This window comes from Streptomyces sp. NPDC001714 (assembly GCF_042892755.1).
Lineage (GTDB): Bacteria > Actinomycetota > Actinomycetes > Streptomycetales > Streptomycetaceae > Streptomyces.
Genome location: NZ_JBIAUL010000007.1, coordinates 490,644 through 510,206, shown reverse-complemented (window position 1 = coordinate 510,206; position 19,563 = coordinate 490,644). Strand labels below are relative to the sequence as shown.

Sequence of the window (19,563 nt, the reverse complement as noted above, 5' to 3'; positions counted from 1 at the left end):
TGGGAAGGAGGCATCACATGGCACGTGCCGGAATCACCGCCGACCGGCTGGTCGCCGCGGCGGCCGAGCTGGCGGACGAGGCCGGCTTCGAGCAGGTCTCGCTGTCCGCGCTGGCCCGCCGCTTCGGCGTGCGGGACGCGAGCCTCTACTCGCACGTCCGGAACCTCCAGGACCTGCGCCACCGGCTCGCCCTTCGCGCGGGCGGCGAGATGATCGACGGGATCGCCGTCGCCGTGGCCGGCCGGTCCGGTCGGGACGCGCTGGCCGCCTACGCCGACGCGTACCGCGCGTACGCGCTCGCCCACCCCGGGCGCTACGCGGCCACCCAGATCCGCATCGACCCCACGCTCGTCGACCCCGGGGACCCCGCCATGCGCCGCACCGTGGAGATCACCTACGGCATGCTGCGCGGCTACGGCCTGGCCGAGCCCGATCTCACCGACGCCGTCCGCCTGTTGCGCGCCACCTTCCACGGCTACTGCGCCCTGGAGGCCTCGGGCGGCTTCAGCGCGCCGCGCGATGTCCGCGCGTCCTGGGACCGGGCGATCGACGCCCTGCACATCGCACTCGAGAACTGGCCCCGCGAGGAGACCGACCACCATGTCTGACCTGCACTACGACGTCACCGGCAGCGGCCCCGTGCTGCTCGTGCTCCCGGGCGGCGCCGGGCACCCCATGGGTCTGGGCCCGCTCACGGACCGTCTCGGCGCACACTTCACGGTCGTGACGTACGACCCGCTGGGCCTCGCCCACGGCCACCTCGGGGACCCCGTCGCCGACCAGACCGTACGGGACTGGAGCGAGGGCGCGCACCGGGTGCTGGCCGAGGTACTCGCGGACGGCGAGCCTGCGTACGTCCTCGGCACCAGTGCCGGCGGGATCACCGCCCTCGACCTGCTGGCCCGCCACCCGGACCGGCTCCGGCACGTCATCGCGCACGAGCCGCCGTGCGTCACCCTGCTGCCGGACGGGGAGCGGCTGCGGGCCGAACTGATCGAGCAGTTCGACAGCTCACGCCCGACTCCGGGGACCCCGCTGGCCGTCTTCCTCGCCCATGTCCTCCGTCCCTTCACCACCTACCGCCCACCGGCCGCCCTGCCCCGCCTCACGATCGCGGCCGGAATCGCCTCGAAGGGCCAACTCCTGCACCGCACGGCGGAGTTCGTCGCCGAGCACACGGGCGCGGCCTTCACGGAGTTCCCGGGCGGCCACCTCGGTGCCCTCGAAGACCCGGCCGGGTTCGCCGACCGCGTCAGGGAGACACTGCGCGGGACCGGGTGACACGGCGGGGATGTCACAGGGCGACCGGCCGCACGCCTGGAATGCAGCGGCGGAGAAGCCGTGATCATGGTGGACAGCAGGTCTTCACCGAGGGGCTGACCCAGGGCGCAGGCTCCGCCGCGGCCACCGCACGGCGCCGGCGCGTCGCGATGATCGTCCGCCTTGTGCGCTCGGCGCCATGCCCCTCCCGGACTTCCTGACAGTCGATGTCCTACCCGGTCACGGACGCGGCGATGAACACCGGTTCCTACGACCAGTTCGCCACCGGCTACTACCTGAGCCGCAGGCTGATGGAGTGGTTCTGGGACGCCTGCACGACCGACCCGGACCAGCGCGCGGAGATCACCGCCTCCCCCAACCACGCCACCACCGAGCAACTCGACGGCCTGCCGCCCGCCCTGCTGATCGTCGACGAGGCCGACGTGCTGCGCGACGAGGGCGAGGCGTACGCCGCCAGGCTCCGGGCGGCCGACGTCCCGGTGACCACGATGCGCTACGACGGCACGGTCCACGACTTCATGCTGCTCAACTCGCTCAGCCAGTCCGAGGCCGCCCGTGGCGCGATCGACCAGGCCACGGCGTTCCTGCGCCACTCCCTGGGAACCGACCGGGCCTAGGGGAGGCCGAGGCGTCCACCGGCATGGCAACCTCCCGGGACCCGGCGGCAACCACACGGCATGACAACTGCACCACGCACCACACGTCACCACCTGGTCCACGCCTGCCGAAAGCCCGCGATCGGGCTCCTCGCCGCCGGCGGTCTGCTGGCCGGCGCCTGGTACGCCACGGCGACGACCCCGGACCTCGATGTCACCTCCACGGCGGTGAGCCTGAGCGCCAAGTACCCCTATCTATCGGCGGGTTACAACAACACCCGGGAGTGGAACAGAACCGCCACGGCCGTCGCCCCCGACGGCACGATCCGGGTCGCCTGGCCCGCCGCCGACGGCGTGCACGTCACCCCGCTCACCGCGGCCGGCAAGCGGTCCGGCGCCGACACGGTCGTCGAGGGCGCGCAGGAGGTGGGCGGTCTGGTCGCCCACGCCAACGGGTTCGCGCTGCTCACCCGGGTCTCCGACACCAACAAGTGGAAGGAGACGGCGGCCGCGATCGTCCGCTACACGGGCGGAAAGAGGACCTGGACCACCAAGCTCACCGGTACCGCCTCCCACGACACCTCCCCCACCCTCGACGGCCGGCTCACCTGGAACGGCTCCAAGTACGGCGCCTACTTCGTGGTGCACGGCGCGGGCGGCCTCGCCGACGGGCACTTCGGCGACAAGCTGTCGTACGTCAGCGCCGGGGGCAAGAAGCTGAGCGGCGGATGGAGTTGGGGCTGCAGCCACAACGAGGGCATCGCCCTGCACGCCGAGGCCTCCGGCGCCTTCACCTCCCTCTGCTTCGACGACTGGCGCTCGGGCCTGTTCGTCTCCACCGGCATCGGCGCCCCGGACGTGGCCCCGGTCGTGCAGCGGGAGCAGTGCTGGGCGGGGTACTGCGGTGGTACTTTCCCGAGCCGCACCGGCGACCTGGTGAAGTCGTCCACCGGCAGGTACGCGACCGCGTTCGCCTCCCGGGGCGCCGCCTCCGCGAGGAAGAACCCGGACGACAGCAGCGGCCGCGGCTGGACGGTCACCCCGAAGACCGCCACCCACCAGGTCGCCATCGCGTTCCTGAAGAACCGCGACTCCGGTCCCGGCAGGGCGGTCTACCTCACCAGCGCCAAGACCGTCGAGAACGTCGACGTCCATCTGGCCCCGTACGGCAAGGACAAGCTCCTGCTCACCTGGGAGTCCCTGAAGAACGCCACGTGCTCGGCCGGCACCTGCACCGGCACCTTCACGGGCACGCACCTGCGGCTGGTGAACTGGAGCGGCACGCCCATCAGCGCCGACAAGGTGGTGAGCGCGCGGTTCACCGGCGACATCGCGGTCCTCAGGGACGGCTCCCTCACCTGGGCCTACGCGCCCGTCACCCCGACCTACAGCAGCCCGCTGAGCGGCGCGTCGCCGACCACGACGACGCTGCGGATCGCCCGCATCACGCCGTGACGCGTGCGGCCCCGCCGACCGACTCGACCACCGGCGCATGACCTCCTCGGGCAGCGCCGGATTCTCGGCGCCCCGCCCGGCGGTGTCGTGGCGCAGCAGGAGTGGGACGAGCAGCCGTACCGGGACGCGTGGGTGGACGGCGGCGTTCCGTACATGTTCGGCGCGCCCGCGCCTTCCAGTCCGGGTGGGCGAGCAGTTCGAGCAGTCCGTCCCTCCACCCCGTGATCGGCATCATGCCCGCCGCGGCTCAGCCCCGCCCGACGTGCTCCACATCCACTCCGTCGCCCTGCCACCGAACCCTCAGCCCGGAGCCCCCGCTCCACACAACGGTCAGCTCCCGCGCCCCTTCGGCGCGCACGGTCACCGTCTCCCCCAACGGCCCGGCGTCCGCCGCCCCGGTGAGCCGGCTCAGCGCCACGAACAGGGTCGGGCCCTCCCCCGTGACCCCGGTCAGCGCGTCGTCGAGGCCCACGGCGGGCAGCAGTTCGGCCCGCAGCCCCTCCGGCGCGGCCCAGCCGGTCACCCGCACCGGCGTCCCGGGCTCGGCCCCGGCCACCAGGAACGCCCGCACCTCCACGGCCCCGTGCGCGAGCACCGCACTCGTCACCCGGGCGCCCGCACCGGCCGAGTGCCGCGAGGCCGCCCAGCCCGCTCCCACGCCCAGCGGCTCGATGCCCGTCCGGCTCGGGTCGTCGCCGACGATCACGCTGTTGTCGTACGACGCCGAGGGCCCGGTCACGGTCGAGTAGCCGAGCCGGGTGTAGTAGGGGCCGTAGCGGACGTCCTCGCTGCCGTGGTTGTGGAGCCGGACGATCCCGTCCGAACGCGTGCTCTGGAGCAGCCAGTTGGCGGGGGTGATCGGGGTGACCGCGTCGGCTCGCTCCGCCGGGCCCGGTTCCTCGGTCGCCGTCCACACGTCGTGGTCCGGCGGGAGCAGCAGGCCGAGGAAGCCCTTGCTCGCCCAGTACGGGGAGGCCGGGCCCGAATAGCCCTGCAGGACGGCGGGGTCGGGGCCGTGCCAGCCGAGGGTCAGGAGTCCGTGGGCGTCCACGGCCCCCCGGTCCAGGAAGTACTTCAGGGCTCCGGAGGCCAGTCGCCGGGTCTCCCCGGGGGACAGGGGCGTACGGCCGGTGAGGGCGCCCAGCCACAGCGGGGCGGTGGTCGCGAAGCGGTACGTCAGGGAACGGCCCTGGTGCATGGGGGCGCCGTCGCCGCCGAACAGGCCGGCGTAGTCGGCGAGATGGCGTTCCAGGCGGCCGCCGTACAGGTCGAGCAGGCTCTCGTCGCCGGCGAGCCAGGCGTGCAGCACCGGGTAGAGGTGCATCGCCCAGCCGTTGTAGTAGTCGTACTTGCGGCCGTCGCCGTCCGTGTACCAGCCGTCACCGACGTACCACTCCTCGATGCGGGCCAGGCCGTGGTCGACCGCCTTGTGCGCGGCCTCCGGCTCGTGGCCGATCTCGCCGAGGAAGCCGCCGACCGTCACCGGGAACAACTCCCAGTTGCAGGGCCAGGGTTCGGCGGTCAGCGCGTCGGTGAGCCAGGCCGCGGCCCGTTGCCGTACGGCGTCGTCGAGCCGGTCCCACAGCAGCGGGCGGGTCAGACGCAGGGCGAGGGCGATCGAGGCGGCCTCGACCAGCGGCTGGCTGCGGTCCTCGATGCGCGGCCAGACGCCCGACACGCCGGCCGCGAGTCCGTCCGCGTACCGCTGGAGCGCGGTCTCGTCGCGGCGGAAGGCGGCGAGGAGCAGGGTGCGGGCGTAGCCCTCCAGGCCGTCGGAGAGGTGCCCCGACCAGCTCTGGTGGTCGCCGGGGAGGTGGTAGAGGGCGCGGTCCGGGGTGGCGTACGGCTCGACGGCGGCGAGCAGCGCGTCGGCCGCGGCCTCCCAGTGGGCGCGGGTGTAGCCGGTGCGCGGGCTGGGGCCGCGGTCCTCGGGAGGCAGCTGCATCGGTGCTCTTTCTCGCTCGTACCGGTCCTCGGGCCGTGCGGACCTGGGGCGCCCCGGTTCCGGTCGGGACGCCCCAGGGGCTCATCCCGCCCGCACGGTGCCTCGGGGCACCAGGTGCTGGGCGAGCAGTTCGTCGCGCACCAGGCCCGCGTAGACGGTGGCTCCGTGCGCGGAGGTGTGCGTGTTGTCCTTCTTCTCGTTGTACAGGTACAGCGCCTTGGAGCCCTCCACGCCGAGGGACTCCACCAGCGCCTTGGTCTTCGCCGTGAGGTCGATCAGCGGAACGTCCTCGGCGGCGGCGACCGAGCGGATCACCTCAGGATGATTGACGCCGAGCCCGTTGACCAGAAGCGCGATGTCGTTGTTCAGCGTGCCGTCGGCATTGAACCAGCGGCGCACGATCGGTGTGACCAGCACCGGCCGCCCGCCCTTCTCCCGTACGCCCGCCACCAGCGTCTCCAGATTCGCCCGGTAGGTCGCCTCGTCGGTCGTCTTGTCGTTGTGCGCCAGCTGGATGAGAACCAGGTCACCCGGGCGGATCAACGGCTGGACGGTACCCCAGAGTTGCGGGTTCTGGAGGTAGGTCACCGTACTTTCGCCGGAGTCCGCGTAGTTGGCGACGGCGACCCCCCTGCGCAGGTACTGCGGGAGCTGCTGGCCCCAGCCGGAGTAGGGGTCGGCGGGCTGGTCGCAGACGGTGGAGTCGCCTACCAGGAACACCTTCCTGGTGTGCCGCGGAGAAGGGGTGACGCGGATGTCGGCGAGCGCGGGGGCCGAACCGCCGACGGTGAGGTCCAGACCCGGGGTTCCGTCCGGGCCCGTCGGCTCGCCCTCGGGGGTGCGGACGTCGACCGTGAAGCTGCGGGTGATGTGCCGCCCCGCGGCCACCGCCGTCTCGGGGAGGAGCGAGCGGCGGGTCTCCCCGCCGATGCTCGTACCGGACGCGGCCGCGCCGCCGAGCCGGACCGTCACGTCGTAGTCGCCCGGCGGGACGTCGAAGTGGCAGGCGGTCGCGGTGCAGTTCTCGATGCCGAGGGGCGGCTGCCGGTCGTGGGCCCGGGCGGCGGGGGCGGCCGTCAGGCAGGCGGCGAGGGCGGCCGCCGCGAGCGCGGCGGCACGGACACCGTTGAAACGTCTCACTCGGGACTCCTCCGTCGTGGCGACATGACCTGGCGCGGACCGTACCCCCAACTGGCAAGCGCTTTCCAGTCCATGGACCGATTTCGGCAAACTGCCAACCCCGTGTCAGCGAAAGCCCTTTCGCGAAATCGATTCAACTGTCACTCTCACACTCACCCGCACCCCCGCCCCACCGAAGGAGGCACCCCCATGTCCGGATCCACCGGGAGACCGCTCGGACGCCGCACCTTCGTCCTCGGCAGCGCGGCCGCCGCCGGCAGCGCCGCCCTCGCCGGACCGCTCGCCACCACCGCCGCTGCCGCGAGCTTCGGCTGGTCGGACGACGGCTCCAACTACGTCGTGGACACCGGCGCCGGCCTGGTCTTCAAGGTCAGCAAGACCAACGGCGACCTGACCTCGCTGGTCTACAAGGGCACGGAGTACCAGGGCTACGGCGGCAAGAACTCGCACGTCGAGTCGGGTCTGGGAACGTCCACGGTGACCATCGCCCAGTCGGGGTCGACGATCCTGATCTCCGTCGCGTACGGCACGCTGAAGCACTACTACGCGGCCCGCAGCGGTGAGAACAACGTCTACCTGTGGACCGACAAGGCCGACTCGTCCGTCACCGCCACCCGGTACATCGTGCGTGTGAAGGCCGGTCTGTTCCTCAACGACGAGCCGGATTCCTACACCTACGCGCCCACCGTCGTCGAGTCCGCGGACGTCTTCGAGAAGTCCGACGGCCAGACCCGTGCCAAGCACTACTCGAAGCTGCGGGTGATGGACTACGACTACATCGGCTGGACGACCGGCAGCGTCGGCCTGTGGATCGTGCGCAGCAACCACGAGAAGGCCTCCGGCGGCCCGTTCTACCGCTCGCTGCTGCGCCACCAGAGCGCCGACGGCGGCGGGCTGTACGAGATCCTGTACTACGGCGAGAACCAGACCGAGTCGGAGCGCTACGGCCTGCAGGGCCCGTACGTCATCGCCCTCACGGACGGCGGCGCCCCCTCCTCGTCCCTCTACCCGGGCACCCTGACCACCTCGTGGGCGGACTCTCTGGGCATCTCCGGGTACGTGGCGGCGGCCGGGCGCGGCCGGGTCGCGGGCGTCGGCATCTCGGGGCGGGACACCGCGTACGCGTACACCGTGGGCCTCGCCAACTCGGCCGCGCAGTACTGGGGTTCGGCACGCTCGTCGGACGGCTACTTCTCGATCGCGGGTGTGCTGCCCGGGACGTACACCCTCACCGTCTTCAAGGGCGAACTCGCCGTCTACACCGGCTCGGTGACCGTCTCCGCCGGTGCGACCACCACCCTCAACACCATCGCCGTCCCCTCCTCCAACGACCCCAGCAACGCCACCGCCATCTGGCGGATCAACAACTGGGACGGCACGCCGGGCGGCTTCAAGAACGCCGACCTGATGACGTACATGCACCCGTCGGACGTACGGGCCGCGTCCTGGACCGGGAACGTGGTCATCGGCAGCGGCACGGAGACCTCGGCCTTCCCCTGCTACCTGTGGAAGGACGTCAACAGCGGGATCGTCGTCTACTTCAGGCTGACGGCCGCCCAGGCCGCCGCCGCGCACACCCTGCGGATCGGCGTGACGACGGCCTACGCGAACGGCCGGCCGCAGGTCGTCGTCAACGACACCTGGACCTCCGCCGTCCCCTCCCCGCCCACCCAGCCGAGCACCCGGTCGCTGACGGTGGGCTCGTACCGGGGCAACAACCACACGTTCACCTACAGCGTGCCGGCGTCCGCCTGGCTGATGGACACCAGCGCCTACAACACGCTGAAGATCTACGTGGCGAGCGGCTCGGGGACGACGTCCTACCTCAGCGCCGGCACCTCGATCGACGCGATCGACCTTCTGAGCTGACCTGACGTCACGTACCGCGGGTCCACTGCTGGTTCGTACCGCCGTTGCACGTGTACGTGATGATGGCGGCCGAGTTGGCGGTGGACGCGCCGCTCACGTCCAGGCACTCGCCGGACGTACGGGCCTTGATGTTCACGTACGACCCGGAGGTGACGACCGACCACTGCTGGGCGGTGGCGCCGGTGCAGTCCTCCTGGGTGACGTCGGTCGCGTTCTCCTGGAGGCAGAGCGAACTGCCCCGGCCCATCAGCTCGTAGTAGCCGGTGCCCAGGTCCTTGAACCACCACTTCTGGTTGGTACCGCCGTTGCAGGTGTACTGGCTGATCGCGATGCCTTCCCAGAGGGACTGGTTCGGGACGTCGGCGCACTTGCTGCTGTGCCGGGCGATCAGGGTGTTGTACGTGGCGCTGGTGCCGCTGACCGTGCCGGCGGCCGTGTCGACGGAGATCTCCGGGTACCAGGACATCGACATCGAGGTGTCGGTCGGGAAGGTCAACGGCAGCCAGACGTACCGGGAGTCGTTGACCGTGCCGCCGAAGGAGTTGCCCCAGCGGTCGCCCATGTAGAGGTACGAGGTGCCCGAGGTGCCGCTGATCGGCAGGACGTACGCGGTCTGGGAGCCGTACGCCGTGGAGTCACCGACGTTGGTCCAGGAGGTCCAGGGGCCGGCGAGCGAGGTGGCGGTGGCGTACTTCTGCTGGTTGGGGCTCCAGCCGGTGGCGGCCGAGGTCAGCATGAAGTAGACGCCGCCCCGCTTGAAGAGGGCCGGGGCCTCGCGGCTGGCGCCGGCCCAGGGGTTGGCGACCAGGCTGTCGATGGCGGTGTAGTCGGCGGTGAGCTTGTAGATGTGCAGGTCGGCGTTCTCGTTGGCCGCCGAGACCATGTAGGCGGTGCCGTCGGTGTCGACGAAGGTGGTGAGGTCGCGGGACATGTACTGGCCGAGCGGCTGGAAGCTGCCCTGGTAGGTGTAGGTTCCGTCGACGGTGCCGGAGACGGCGACGGCGGCGCGGGCCTGGCTGTAGTCGACGCCGTTCTCCTTGTGCATCCACATCACGAACTTGCCGGTGGAGGCGTTGTAGATGACCTTCGGACGCTCGATGTAGGCGGTGCCGAGCTCGGAGGCGGAGGACTGGGTGAGGACGTGGCCCCGGAACTCCCAGGTCTTCAGGTCGGTGGAACGGTAGGCGTCCACGGACTTGAAGGTGTTGTCGGAGTTGCGGTCCTCGCCGAACCAGTAGTAGTAGCTCCCGACCTTGATGACCCCGCCGCCGTGGGCGTGGACGATGTTCCCCGAAGTATCGGTGAACTGGGTCCCGTTGGTGACGGTCTGGGCGGCGGCCGCGGCCGGACCCGCGATGGCCAGGGCGCCGATCACCGCCAGGCACAGGGACAGCAGGATCGCGTACGCACGTCTCATCTCACACACGCTCCTTGAGGGGGGAAGTTCCGGTCCGACCGTTCGTCATCCCGAACGGCATTTGTCATGACGAACGTTGTGATCGCCGAAAAGGTAAGGGCGTGTTACGAGGAGGTCAACGGGTCTGACGAGACGTGGGGGAAAGCGATTTCCGACGGCACGCGGTCCGGGCTCGGTTTTCTGTTATCCAGCACCGCCCGGGACGTCTCCGATGACGTGCGCACCCTTCTCCACACCACCGCAGCGGCCGCCGGCGCCCTGGCCGCCCTGCTGGCCTCCGCTCCTCCCGTCCTCGCCGCCGGTGCCCGGGACGTCACCGCCGACGTACTCGCCGACCGGGACGTGACCCTCACCGGCGACACGGTCGTCACCGTGCCCGCCGGGACGACGACGTACGACGGCGTCCTGCACGGCGAGGGCACGCTCACCGTGCGCGGCGGCGGCACCCTGATCCTCACCAGGGACAGCGACTTCACCCTGCCGAAGGCACGGCAACGGCAGGTCGTGCGCACCCAGGGCGGCAACCACCCGTACGGCACCGTGCTGGGCTCCGTCACCAACGACAGCCTGGTGGCGACCGGAGTGACGGTGAGGGGGGACTACGCCCAGCACAAGCGGGGTGAACTCGCCCTGCAGAGGAGGCCGTTGAAGGTGTCGGGCCGCGTCGCCCTGGCCGGTGCCCTCGACATGTCCGCCGTGGGCACCGACCCGGCCCGCCGCATCACCGTGATCGACCACACCGGCAAGGCCCCGACCACCGGCACCTTCGACGGCCTCGCCGAGGGCACCGCGGTCAAGCTGGCCGACACCGTCTACCGGCTCACCTACCGGGGCGGCGACGGCAACGACGTGGTCCTGACCGCGGAGTCGGCGAAGGCCTCGACCAAGGCGGACACCACCGGCACCACGCCCACCGCTCCCCCGACGGTGACCACCCGCACCGCCTCCGACTCGGCGCAGCCCTTCGGCTGGTGGCCCTACGCCCTCGCCCTCGGCCTCCTCGGCGGCCTGGTGGTCCCGGCGACCCGGCGCACGAAGCGCGAGGGCCGCCGCAGAAGCAGGCGGCACGCGGGCTGACCGCCTAACCCGGCGCCAGGTCGCGGGTGATCTCCGCCGCGCCGCCCACGAGGAGCGCCGGGCCGTCCGTCTCGTGGCGTGCGACGGCTCTGATCGTCGCCGGAGTGCCGAGTGGGTCGCCCATGTCGGCGGTGACGCTCCGCAGGCCCTCGCGGGCGAGGTGGGCGGCCAGGCAGGCCGTGCTGTTGGCGTTGGCGATGTCTTCCGGGACACCGATCGACGGGGCGAACATGCGGGCCGTCACCCGTCCTTCGGGAGTCGGGGCCGAGTAGAGGTAGCAGCCCAGCAGGGCCAGTCGGTCGCAGGCGGTGCGGAGGCGGCCGAGATCCGGGGCCAGGGCGGAGACCGCGGACCGGGTGGGCAGCGGGACGAGGAGCCGGGGCCGTCCCAGGGCGGCGACGACACAGCCGGGCGAGGGCCCGGCGATGCCCAGGGCGGCCAGGACTTCGTCGTGTTCACCGGCCTCGGGGGCGCGCAGGCCGACCCGGCCCGGTGCGAACCAGGCCTCCAGGCGGCCGTCGTCGTCCTCGTGCCGGATCGCGCGGCCTTCGAGGGTGCCGCCCCGGGTCCGCAGGGTGACCTCGTGGGTGCCGTAGCGGGCGGCGAGGACGGCCAGCGCCGCGATCGTGCCGTGGCCGCAGCCGGGGAGTTCGCCCTCGGCGGTGAAGAAGCGCAGCGCGACCCCACCGCCGTCCCGGTCCGCCGAGAGGAACACGGCGTGGGACGTACCGGCACGGACGGGTACCTCGCGGCGTTCGTCGTCGGTGAGCGGTGTGTCGTCCAGGACCGCGGTGGGGCTGCCCCCGCGGCCGTCGCGCAGGCAGGCACGGACGATGGTGAGGGTCACGGGACCGAGCGTAGAGGAGGCGGCCTTGGCGCCGTCGGGCGCGGGCAGCCATGGCGGTTCCGGTGCCGGGTCGACTAGCGTCGGGGGCATGACCAGCGACAACTCCCCCAGCCTCGCCGACGCCCTCGCCGCCGGGACGGTGGTGCTCGACGGTGGCATGTCCAACCAGCTGGCGTCCGCCGGGCACGACCTGAGCGACGAGCTGTGGTCGGCGCGGCTGCTGGCCGACCGGCCCGACGCGGTCACCGACGCGCACCTCGCGTACTTCAGGGCGGGCGCCGACGTCGCGATCACCGCCAGCTACCAGGCCACGTTCGAGGGCTTCGGCAAGCGCGGGATCCCGCACGAGGAGGCCGCCCGGCTGCTCGCGCTGAGCGTGGAGCTGGGGCGCGACGCGGTACGGCGGGCGCGGGAGGAAGGGATCGTACGGCCGTTGTGGGTGGCCGCGTCGGTCGGGCCGTACGGGGCGATGCTGGCCGACGGCTCCGAGTACCGGGGGCGGTACGGGCTGAGCGTCGACGAGCTGGAACGGTTCCACCGGCCTCGGCTCGAGGTGCTGGCCGGGGCGGGGCCGGATGTGCTGGCGCTGGAGACCGTGCCGGACGCGGACGAGGCGGCCGCGTTGCTGCGGGCGGTCCGGGGGCTGGGGGTACCGGCCTGGCTGTCGTACAGCGTGGCGGGCGGGCGGACGAGGGCGGGGCAGCCGCTGGAGGAGGCGTTCGCCCTGGCCGCCGCCGTGGACGAGGTGATCGCCGTGGGGGTGAACTGCTGCGCGCCGGAGGACGTCGACCGTGCGGTGGAGGTGGCGGCGCGGGTGACGGGGAAGCCGGTGGTCGTCTATCCCAACAGCGGGGAGGTGTGGGACGCGGAGGCTCGGGCGTGGACGGGGCGGTCCCTGTTCGACGCCGGGCAGGTGGCGGGGTGGCGGGAGGCGGGGGCCCGGTTGATCGGGGGGTGCTGCCGGGTGGGGCCGGAGGCCATCGCCGGGATTGCCCGGGTGGTTTGAGGGTCGCCTGTTCGCCGGAGGGGTTCTGCCGGTACGCGACTGCGGGTCGTTCTGGGCTGGTCGCGCAGTTCCTCCCCCGGCCTTCGGCCGGGAGTACCCCCAGTGCCCCTACGGGGGCGCTAGTGTCCCCTCGGAACCGGTTGGCTGGGGTGGGGTTGACCAGGAAGAGCGAAGAGGCGGGGCGGAGCACCATACGGGACGTCGCCGCGCGTGCACGGTGGTCGCCGCCACCGACATGGTGGCGGCGGGCGCGCTGACCGCCCTGCACGAGGCGGGCCTGACGGTGCCGGGGGACGTGTCGCTGGCCGGGTACGACGACATGCCGTTCGCCCGTGATCTGCACCCGCCCTGACCACCGTGCACGTGCCCTACGAGGAGCTCGGGCGGCTCGCCGTGCGGACCGCGCTCGGGCACCGCGGGGAGTCGGCCGACGAGCACCTGCTGCTCGGCACGCACGTGGTCGTACGGGACTCAGTGGCGCCGTACGGCGGCCACTGAGCGGCGCAGCCGGCGTACCGCCAGGGCCAGCTCGGGCGTTCGTTCGGGGTGCGGCGGAGGTGCGCCGGGTGCCCAGAGGGCGAACTCCGCGTCCCGGGGGCCGGACACGGTACGGGGCTCGCCGTCGCCGATGACACGGACCGGGTGGGTGTCGTCCCAGGCCTCCCAGCCGGGGTCGCCGGTCGTGGCGAAGCGGACCCAGGCGCCGTGCATCGCGTCGGCCAGCTCCTGCGGGGCGCCCGCGCCCGCCAGCCGGGCCGAGTCGGGGTCCTCCCCGGTGTCGAACACGAAGCCCAGTTCGAGGGCGTGACATGCGCCGAGACCGGGGCGGTTGGAGGGCCAGGCGAACTCGTAGAGGTAGGAGGAGCCGGGGCGGGCCTCGGCCAGCCGGTGCAGCGGGAGGCGGAGCAGGTGGTCGGTGACCATCTGGCCGACGGTCTCGGCGGGGCCGGCCTCGGGATGCAGGCTGCGGTAGCCGCGCGGCACCTCGTGGCCGACGCGGCAGCGGGCCATGGCACCGGCGAAGGAGACCGGGCCGAGCCGCTCGACGTGGTCGATGAGGCCGCCGGGGACCAGCCAGAGCCGGTACTCGTCGCGGGTCCAGCCCATCAGGAGGTCGACGCCGTGGGCCGCCTCGCCGTCGAGGAGGGCCTGGAGCGGGTCACGCGGGACGAGGTCGCCGTCGACGACGATCCCGAAGGCGGGGCCGCCGAGGACGGGGCTGCCGAGCCGGCCCACCTCGGCCTGGGTGCGCAGCAGCAGCTCGCGGTCGACCTCGGCGAAGGCGCGGGCGGTGGCGGGGATCCTGAGGCGGCTGGCCATCCGGCGGACCATGCGCCGTACCTTGTCGCGTTCCGCGGCCTCGGGCGGGCCGCTCTGCAGGACGGCGCGGCGGATCAGGCCCTGGGTCTGGGGGGCGGCGAGCAGGACGCCGGTGCTGATGGCGCCTGCGGACTGGCCGCAGAGGGTGATGCGGGCCGGGTCGCCGCCGAAGGCCGCGATGGTCTCGTGGACCCAGCGCAGGGCGGCGAGTTGGTCGCGCAGGCCGGGGTTGGGCGGGGTCTCGGGGAACAGGCCGTAGCCCTCCACGCCCAGGCGGTAGTTCACCGAGACGAGGACGACTCCGTCCCTGGCGAACGCGTGCCCGTCGTACACCGGTACGGCCGAGGATCCCCTGGTCAGGGCACCGCCGTGCAGCCAGACCAGGACCGGGAGCCGGGCACCGGGGCCCGGCTCCGGGGTCCACACGTTGAGGTTGAGGCAGTCGTCGCCGGGGATCACCGGGTCGGACAGATACTGCGCGAACGCCTGCGAGTACGGCGGTTTGGGTGCCGTCGGCCCGAACGCGCCCGCGTCCCGGACGCCGTTCCAGGGCTCGGGCGGCACGGGCGGACGGAACCGGTGTTCCCCGAAGGGCGGGGCGGCGTAGGGGATACCGCGGAAGACGGCGACCCCGTCCTCCCACCTGCCGCGTACCGCCCCGTAGGGGGTGCCGGCCACAGGCTCCATCGGCCCGTCGAGATCCTTCGGGCCCGTTCGGTCCGCCGTCATCCGCCCACCAGCTCCTCCCGCCGCGCGTGCCGGTACGCCGGTACGCCAAGAGCATCACATCTGCTCCCCGTATTCCGGCACACACGGCGGTCGGGCGGCTACGGGCGGCTACCGGGATTCATTCGCAGTGCTCCGGCCTTCAGGACTCTGTTGAGGAATGCGTGATTCGAGCAGGCCTGGGTCGTTGGTCTCCCCTGTTGTGGGTGGGAAGGCCGAGAGAGATGTCGCTGGAGCCACGGGCTGATCAGGGAGTGCCGGAGCTGACGGCAGATCGGCCGGTTCGAACCGACCTCCCAGATCTGCTCCACCTGTGGCGCCGTGGACGGGCCCAAACCCCTGCACGTGCGGGAATGGACCTGTAGGGCCTGCGGCACCGTCCACGACCGGGACCACAACGCCGCACTCAACGTGAAGACGGCCGCCGGACTGGCGGTATCAGCCTGCAGAGCGCCGGTGAGACCGGGAGCGATCCCGGCACAGCGCGAGGAAACAGGAAGCCACGGATTCTCGACTGGAAACCGTGCCGCGTAGCGGCACAGCCTCCGGTCGAGAAGGCCAGAATCCTCGGGCTTCAGCCCGAGGAGCAAGTCGAGGGCGTAGCCGTCGGAGTCGGTGTACAGGTAGGGCACGGCGTGCTCGATCGAGCCGTTGCCCGCACCCGACTTGAAGTAGACGGCCTGGTCGTACTTGGCGCCGTCCTCGTTGAGGATCCCGATGGCCAGGACCGAGGCCATCGTGCACAGGTCCCAGTTGGCCCAGTAGTTGGTGATGCAGGTGTCGTGGTGGTTGGTCGGGAAGCTGTTGTTGAGCGGGGGGAAGACGTTGGCCAGCATCTCCTGGGCGGCGGCGAGGTCGAAGCCGTCGTAGTCGCGCATCAGCTCGCACGCGTTGGCGAACGGCCAGACGTAGAGGCCGGCCGCGAGGAACCGGTCGGCGTTTCCGGTGACCGTGGTCAGCGTCGTCGACCAGGCGTTGAGGATGGCGGCGGCGCACGCGGCGTCGGCCTCGGTGCCGCCGACCTCCACCCGGGACGAGAACGAGGCCCGCCGCGCAGCCGTATAGGAAGTCGACGCCACCAGCCCCCTCACCCTCGGCGTCACAGTGCACCGCACCGACGCCCGCTTCTGGTACGCGGCCGACGGCCCCCGCCGGCCCATCGGCCCGCCCCTCGACTTCACTCGCCTCTCCGACGACCACGGCACCCGTCTCCGCTTCACCGGCGCCATGGCCGCGATCCACGCCGTGGACCTCGTCGACGCCTCCTTCACCGCGGACTTCACGGACTTCCGAGTCACCTGCACACCGGCATAACCCCGCAAACTCCGACCCGCCCTGTTCGAGGTTTCGAAAGTCCCGTATGCGGAGATCCCGCGAATTCCCAGGTCTTCACGTCGTGTTGACGCGCACCTATCGTAGGAAGCGCTTACTGCATGGCTTGCAAGCAGACCGCGGAAGCAGCGTTGGTCGCAACTTTCGTTACTTTCGTTGGCCCAAGGGCGGGCCGGAGAGGCGGGTTCCCCATGGTCCGTGCCGGAGGTACGAGCGTGGCGGCGACCGGTCCGACGCTGGCGGTGGTGGCCCGCGAGGCGGGCGTCTCCGTGCCGACCGCGTCGAAGGTGGTGAACGGCCGTGACGACGTGGCCCCCGAGACCCGCCGCCGGGTCACCGAGGCCCTCGAACGGCTCGGCTACGTCCGCAGACCGCGGTTCGACGCGACGAAGTCCCCCACGTTGATCGACCTGGTCGTGCAGGCGCTGGACAGCTCGTGGTCGGGCGCCGTGCTGCACGGGGTGGAGGAGGCGGCGTACGAGGCGGGTCTGGAGGTCATCGTGTCGGCGGGGCCGGGGCGGACACGGTCCGGCCGCCCGGAGCGCGGCTGGCTGGACAAGCTCACCGCACGCGGTTCCTCCGGGGTGCTGTTCGACCTGGCCGAGCTGACCGCGGCGCAGTACGCCTGGCTGGACCACCACCGCATCCCGTACGTACTGATCGACCCGGTCCACGAACCCCCGGCGGGCGTGGTCTCCGTCGGGGCGGCGAACTGGCAGGGCGGGGTCACCGCGACAGAGCACCTGCTCGCCCTCGGCCATGAGCGGATCGCGGTGATCGCCGGCAACCGGCGCCGGATGTGCAGCGGCGCCCGGACGGCCGGCTACCGCTCGGCGCTCGCCTCGGCGGGGCTGCGCCATCGCGGCGAGTACGTCCGGCACGCGGGCTTCGACGAGGACACGGCCCGGCAGCGTATGCACGAACTGCTGGACCTGCCGGAGCCGCCGACCGCCGTGTTCGTCTGCTCGGACCGGATGGCGCTCGGGGTCTACACGGCACTGGCCGAACGCGGGCTGCGGGTGCCGGCGGACATCAGCGTGGTCGGCTTCGACGATCTGCCCGAGGCGCGCTGGGGGACCCCGGCGCTGACCACGGTCCGCCAGCCCCTTGCGGAGATGTCCGCGACCGCCCTGCGGCTGCTGGTACGGATGATGCACGGGGACCGTCCGGAGGGCACCCGGACGGAGCTGTCGACCCGGCTGGTGGAGCGGGCGAGCACGGCGGCGCCGGCGGCCCGTTCGGCCGTACGTCGGTGACCGCACCCTCATCAAGATCGTTTCCAGGGCATGAAACTCACTCTGCGCACCGCTGCGGCCTGTGCTCTGGCCGCAGCCGCCGTGACCACGGCCTTGGGCACCGCCCGGGCCACGACCCTGACGGTCGCCCCGGCCCAGCACCACGCCACGGTGGCCGCGACCCCGACCGACGAACACGACCCGAAGGAGGACGTGGAACTGGACGAGAACGGTCAGCCGGACCTGAACGAGGACTGAGGCGCCCCAAAGGGGCGCGGGAGCTGCGCGACCGGACACAACGGTCCCGCAGCTCCCCACCGGCCGATCCGGCCCCGGCCGGCTCGCGCGGCCGGTCCGGCCGGCCGCTCAGTCGTCGTCGTTCTGACGCGGCTCTCCCAGCAACGCCTGGATCGCGTCCACGGCGCTGCCGTCGTGGTCGCTGCCTGCCGTTCCTCTCCCGGCCTGGATGTTGGCCGTGCGGTCCACCTCCAGGATGGAGTCCGCGTGGGAGTTGTCGAGCACGGTGATCAGGCTCCCGCCGGCACAGGCCGGTGCCGCGCCTCCGGCCAGCAGGGCTGCGGCGACCACCACGGCCGCCCGCAGCCGCACCCCCGTGTCCGTCACACGCCCACGCCCTCGGGCTCGTCGAGCCGTTCCCGGGCGATGTTGCGCTCCAGCAGGGTGGTGGAGGCCTTGACACCCACGCCGCCGGCCGCGTCGACCGACGGCAGTCGGCCGTCCGCGGACTTCAGCTCGCTCAGCGCCGAGTCCATCGCCTCGTGCGCGGCGAACAGACAGGGCGTGGAGTAGATCGCGACGTCGACGCCGAGGTCGTCCAGCTCGGTGAGCGAGAGGCGGGGCGACTTGCCGCCGGCGATCTGGTTGAAGAGCAGCGGTTTGTCGCCTACGACCTTGCGGATCCGACGGATCCACTCCTCGCTGCGCACCCCGTCGACGAGGACCACGTCGGCGTCGGTGGCGGCGAGCCGCTCCGCGCGGTGCAGGATGTCGTGCTCGTCGGTGGCGTCCGTGCGGGCCACGACCACCAGGTCCTGGCGGGTCGCCAGGACCTTCTCCAGTTTCTCCAGGTACTCCTCCAGCGGCAGCACCTGCTTGCCGTCGGCGTGCCCGCACCGGCGCGGCCGCTTCTGGTCCTCCAGGATCACCCCGGAGGCGCCGATCCGCTCCAGCCCCTCCACGACGTGGCAGGCGACCTCGGGGTCGACGTACCCGTCGTCGATGTCGACGAGGAGATGGTGGTGCGGGAACGCGCCCCGCAGCCGCTGGACGAAGGCCACCATGTCGGGCCAGGCGATGAACCCGATGTCCGGCAGGCCGTAGTACGAGGCGGCGAAGCCGAAGCCCGAGACGAACATCCCGTCGTAGTGTTTGGCCGCGATCGACGCCGAGTACATGTCGTACACGCCGATCAGCGGGGTGGTCCCCGGCCCGGCGATCTGCTCGCGCAGCTTCTTCCCGTAAGTCAAGGTCCGGCTCCTCCTGTGGGTGGGTGGCGCGACGGCACGAACGGCCTCCGCGTCTCTACAGCCCTTTGCCAAGACAAGAGCATCTCTAGATACGCACGTGACTATCTCCGTGCGCGACCTTTACTCACCCCAATGGCGGATCCGGTTCACCGGAGAAACGTCACTGGACCAGTCGTGCGGCCCAGGCGACACCCCCGTACAGGTGGGCCAGGAAGCCGGAATCCCGATAGGCCTCCCGGGCGTGACCGAGGGCGGTGTAGAACACCCGTCCGGCCCCCTGCTCGCGGCACCAGGCCAGCGGATGGTCGTCCCCCATCCCGCCGCCGTCGTACGACGTCTCGTCGGCGCGCAGCAGGACCCGGACCCGGCCGCGCGGGTTGTCGCGGAAGTCGTACCACTCGTCGGCGAAGTCCCAGACGGCGGGCAGGTGCCGGGTGGCGGGGTGGTCGTGGTCCTCGACGAGCGCCCGGCCGGGCTGGTACTGCGGGTGGCGGTCGAAGCGGGCGCCGAGGAGTTCGCCGTAGTACGGCCAGTCGTACTCGGTGCAGGCCGCCGCGTGCACGCCGGCGAAGCCGCCGCCCGCCTCCACGTAGGCGGCGAGCCGCGCCCGCCCCGCCCGGGTCAGGATCTCGCCGCTGGTGGAGAGGAGGACGACGGCCGCGTACCCGTCCAGGGGCTGCTCGAGGGCGGCCGGGTCCTCGGTGGCGTCGACGTCGACACCGGTGAACTCCCGTACGGCGGCGACGGCGTCGGGGATGGAGTCGTGGCGGTAGCCGGTGGTGCGGGTGTGGACGAGCAGTCGGGGGGCCATGCCCGCATGATCGCCCACG

General features: G+C 72.0%; 17 protein-coding genes and 4 pseudogenes. 12 read left to right on the top strand and 9 right to left on the bottom strand.

From position 1 onward, the window contains the following. Positions 1–17: 17 nt before the first annotated feature. The 4 genes and pseudogenes from ACFY0P_RS21575 (at position 18) to ACFY0P_RS21560 (ending at position 3,332) form a co-directional block, all read left to right on the top strand. Complete coding sequence (locus ACFY0P_RS21575) at positions 18–608, top strand: TetR/AcrR family transcriptional regulator (RefSeq protein ID WP_388915237.1); 591 nt, start codon at positions 18–20, stop codon at positions 606–608. Beyond that, a complete protein-coding gene (locus ACFY0P_RS21570; RefSeq protein WP_388915234.1) occupies positions 601–1,281 on the top strand; it encodes an alpha/beta fold hydrolase in 681 nt (226 codons plus the stop codon). Before ACFY0P_RS21575 ends, ACFY0P_RS21570 begins: the two co-directional genes overlap by 8 nt. 200 nt (positions 1,282–1,481) lie before the next feature. Then, positions 1,482–1,898, top strand: a pseudogene (locus ACFY0P_RS21565) (alpha/beta hydrolase fold domain-containing protein); the annotation flags it as partial. A gap of 60 nt (positions 1,899–1,958) precedes the next feature. Next, the gene (locus tag ACFY0P_RS21560) at positions 1,959–3,332 is read left to right on the top strand and encodes a hypothetical protein (protein ID WP_388915231.1); all 1,374 of its coding nucleotides are present in this window, start codon (positions 1,959–1,961) and stop codon (positions 3,330–3,332) included. A gap of 247 nt (positions 3,333–3,579) precedes the next feature. Here ACFY0P_RS21560 and ACFY0P_RS21555 read toward each other — a convergent pair whose 3' ends face one another. Continuing rightward, positions 3,580–5,277, bottom strand: coding sequence for a DUF2264 domain-containing protein (locus ACFY0P_RS21555; protein WP_388915228.1), 1,698 nt, complete (start codon positions 5,275–5,277; stop codon positions 3,580–3,582). A gap of 81 nt (positions 5,278–5,358) precedes the next feature. After that, positions 5,359–6,417: a rhamnogalacturonan acetylesterase gene (locus ACFY0P_RS21550; protein ID WP_388915225.1), complete on the bottom strand. Its 1,059-nt coding sequence runs from the start codon at positions 6,415–6,417 to the stop codon at positions 5,359–5,361. Positions 6,418–6,606: 189 nt separating this feature from the next. Between ACFY0P_RS21550 and ACFY0P_RS21545 the strand changes: the two genes are divergently transcribed. After that, positions 6,607–8,286, top strand: coding sequence for a rhamnogalacturonan lyase B N-terminal domain-containing protein (locus ACFY0P_RS21545; protein ID WP_388915222.1), 1,680 nt, complete (start codon positions 6,607–6,609; stop codon positions 8,284–8,286). A gap of 7 nt (positions 8,287–8,293) precedes the next feature. Here ACFY0P_RS21545 and ACFY0P_RS21540 read toward each other — a convergent pair whose 3' ends face one another. After that, complete coding sequence (locus tag ACFY0P_RS21540; RefSeq protein WP_388915219.1) at positions 8,294–9,703, bottom strand: RICIN domain-containing protein; 1,410 nt, start codon at positions 9,701–9,703, stop codon at positions 8,294–8,296. A gap of 216 nt (positions 9,704–9,919) precedes the next feature. Here ACFY0P_RS21540 and ACFY0P_RS21535 point away from each other — a divergent pair, with 216 nt between their 5' ends. Continuing rightward, complete coding sequence (locus ACFY0P_RS21535; RefSeq protein ID WP_388915217.1) at positions 9,920–10,780, top strand: hypothetical protein; 861 nt, start codon at positions 9,920–9,922, stop codon at positions 10,778–10,780. 4 nt (positions 10,781–10,784) lie between these two features. On the opposite strand, the gene ACFY0P_RS21530 is transcribed toward ACFY0P_RS21535, so the two are convergent. Then, positions 10,785–11,717 (bottom strand): PhzF family phenazine biosynthesis protein, encoded by a 933-nt coding sequence (locus tag ACFY0P_RS21530; protein WP_388915214.1) that lies wholly within the window; start codon positions 11,715–11,717, stop codon positions 10,785–10,787. On the opposite strand from ACFY0P_RS21530, the gene mmuM reads away from it, so the two are divergent. Then, the gene (mmuM, locus tag ACFY0P_RS21525; RefSeq protein WP_388915212.1) at positions 11,716–12,633 is read left to right on the top strand and encodes a homocysteine S-methyltransferase; all 918 of its coding nucleotides are present in this window, start codon (positions 11,716–11,718) and stop codon (positions 12,631–12,633) included. The two genes, ACFY0P_RS21530 and mmuM, sit on opposite strands and share 2 nt — an antisense overlap. A 217-nt stretch (positions 12,634–12,850) precedes the next feature. Beyond that, positions 12,851–13,131 (top strand): annotated as a pseudogene (locus ACFY0P_RS21520) (substrate-binding domain-containing protein); the annotation flags it as partial. On the opposite strand, the gene ACFY0P_RS21515 reads toward ACFY0P_RS21520, so the two are convergent. Continuing rightward, positions 13,105–14,682, bottom strand: a complete 1,578-nt coding sequence (locus ACFY0P_RS21515; RefSeq protein WP_388915209.1) for a carboxylesterase/lipase family protein — start codon at positions 14,680–14,682, stop codon at positions 13,105–13,107. The pseudogene ACFY0P_RS21520 and the gene ACFY0P_RS21515 overlap by 27 nt on opposite strands. 318 nt (positions 14,683–15,000) lie before the next feature. Between ACFY0P_RS21515 and ACFY0P_RS21510 the strand changes: the two genes are divergently transcribed. Next, on the top strand, positions 15,001–15,213 hold the full coding sequence (locus ACFY0P_RS21510; RefSeq protein WP_388915406.1) for a zinc ribbon domain-containing protein: 213 nt from the start codon (positions 15,001–15,003) through the stop codon (positions 15,211–15,213). Positions 15,214–15,272: 59 nt separating this feature from the next. Here ACFY0P_RS21510 and ACFY0P_RS21505 read toward each other — a convergent pair. Then, a pseudogene (locus ACFY0P_RS21505) lies at positions 15,273–15,758 on the bottom strand (cell wall anchor protein); the annotation flags it as partial. Positions 15,759–15,774: 16 nt separating this feature from the next. Here ACFY0P_RS21505 and ACFY0P_RS21500 point away from each other — a divergent pair. The 3 genes and pseudogenes from ACFY0P_RS21500 to ACFY0P_RS21490 all read left to right on the top strand — a co-directional run. Continuing rightward, positions 15,775–15,993 (top strand): annotated as a pseudogene (locus tag ACFY0P_RS21500) (glycoside hydrolase family 43 protein); the annotation flags it as partial. Positions 15,994–16,202: 209 nt separating this feature from the next. Beyond that, on the top strand, positions 16,203–17,267 hold the full coding sequence (locus ACFY0P_RS21495) for a LacI family DNA-binding transcriptional regulator (protein ID WP_388915206.1): 1,065 nt from the start codon (positions 16,203–16,205) through the stop codon (positions 17,265–17,267). A 30-nt stretch (positions 17,268–17,297) separates the two neighbouring features. Continuing rightward, entirely contained in the window at positions 17,298–17,504 is a 207-nt protein-coding gene (locus ACFY0P_RS21490; RefSeq protein WP_388915203.1) for a hypothetical protein, read from the top strand. Positions 17,505–17,612: 108 nt separating this feature from the next. Here the strand turns inward: ACFY0P_RS21490 and ACFY0P_RS21485 are convergent, their stop codons facing one another. From ACFY0P_RS21485 to ACFY0P_RS21475, 3 genes are all read right to left on the bottom strand, one after another. Continuing rightward, positions 17,613–17,870 carry a hypothetical protein gene (locus ACFY0P_RS21485; protein ID WP_388915200.1) on the bottom strand — a complete coding sequence of 86 codons (258 nt, stop codon included), beginning with the start codon at positions 17,868–17,870 and terminating at the stop codon, positions 17,613–17,615. Further along, a complete protein-coding gene (locus ACFY0P_RS21480) occupies positions 17,867–18,733 on the bottom strand; it encodes an oxaloacetate decarboxylase (protein ID WP_388915197.1) in 867 nt (288 codons plus the stop codon). The genes ACFY0P_RS21485 and ACFY0P_RS21480 overlap by 4 nt, the downstream gene beginning before the upstream one ends. 160 nt (positions 18,734–18,893) lie before the next feature. Further along, positions 18,894–19,544, bottom strand: a complete 651-nt coding sequence (locus tag ACFY0P_RS21475) for a ThuA domain-containing protein (RefSeq protein ID WP_388915194.1) — start codon at positions 19,542–19,544, stop codon at positions 18,894–18,896. Positions 19,545–19,563: the final 19 nt, after the last annotated feature.

Excerpts from the sequence above, each read along its gene's own strand:
- ACFY0P_RS21575 (WP_388915237.1), top strand. The coding sequence starts at position 18 with ATGGCACGTGCCGGAATCACCGCCGACCGGCTGGTCGCCGCGGCGGCC.
- ACFY0P_RS21570 (WP_388915234.1), top strand. The coding sequence starts at position 601 with ATGTCTGACCTGCACTACGACGTCACCGGCAGCGGCCCCGTGCTGCTC.
- ACFY0P_RS21560 (WP_388915231.1), top strand. The coding sequence starts at position 1,959 with ATGACAACTGCACCACGCACCACACGTCACCACCTGGTCCACGCCTGC.
- ACFY0P_RS21555 (WP_388915228.1), bottom strand. The coding sequence starts at position 5,277 with ATGCAGCTGCCTCCCGAGGACCGCGGCCCCAGCCCGCGCACCGGCTAC.
- ACFY0P_RS21545 (WP_388915222.1), top strand. The coding sequence starts at position 6,607 with ATGTCCGGATCCACCGGGAGACCGCTCGGACGCCGCACCTTCGTCCTC.
- ACFY0P_RS21540 (WP_388915219.1), bottom strand. The coding sequence starts at position 9,703 with ATGAGACGTGCGTACGCGATCCTGCTGTCCCTGTGCCTGGCGGTGATC.
- mmuM (WP_388915212.1), top strand. The coding sequence starts at position 11,716 with ATGACCAGCGACAACTCCCCCAGCCTCGCCGACGCCCTCGCCGCCGGG.
- ACFY0P_RS21530 (WP_388915214.1), bottom strand. The coding sequence starts at position 11,717 with ATGCCCCCGACGCTAGTCGACCCGGCACCGGAACCGCCATGGCTGCCC.
- ACFY0P_RS21515 (WP_388915209.1), bottom strand. The coding sequence starts at position 14,682 with ATGACGGCGGACCGAACGGGCCCGAAGGATCTCGACGGGCCGATGGAG.
- ACFY0P_RS21495 (WP_388915206.1), top strand. The coding sequence starts at position 16,203 with ATGGTCCGTGCCGGAGGTACGAGCGTGGCGGCGACCGGTCCGACGCTG.
- ACFY0P_RS21490 (WP_388915203.1), top strand. The coding sequence starts at position 17,298 with ATGAAACTCACTCTGCGCACCGCTGCGGCCTGTGCTCTGGCCGCAGCC.
- ACFY0P_RS21475 (WP_388915194.1), bottom strand. The coding sequence starts at position 19,544 with ATGGCCCCCCGACTGCTCGTCCACACCCGCACCACCGGCTACCGCCAC.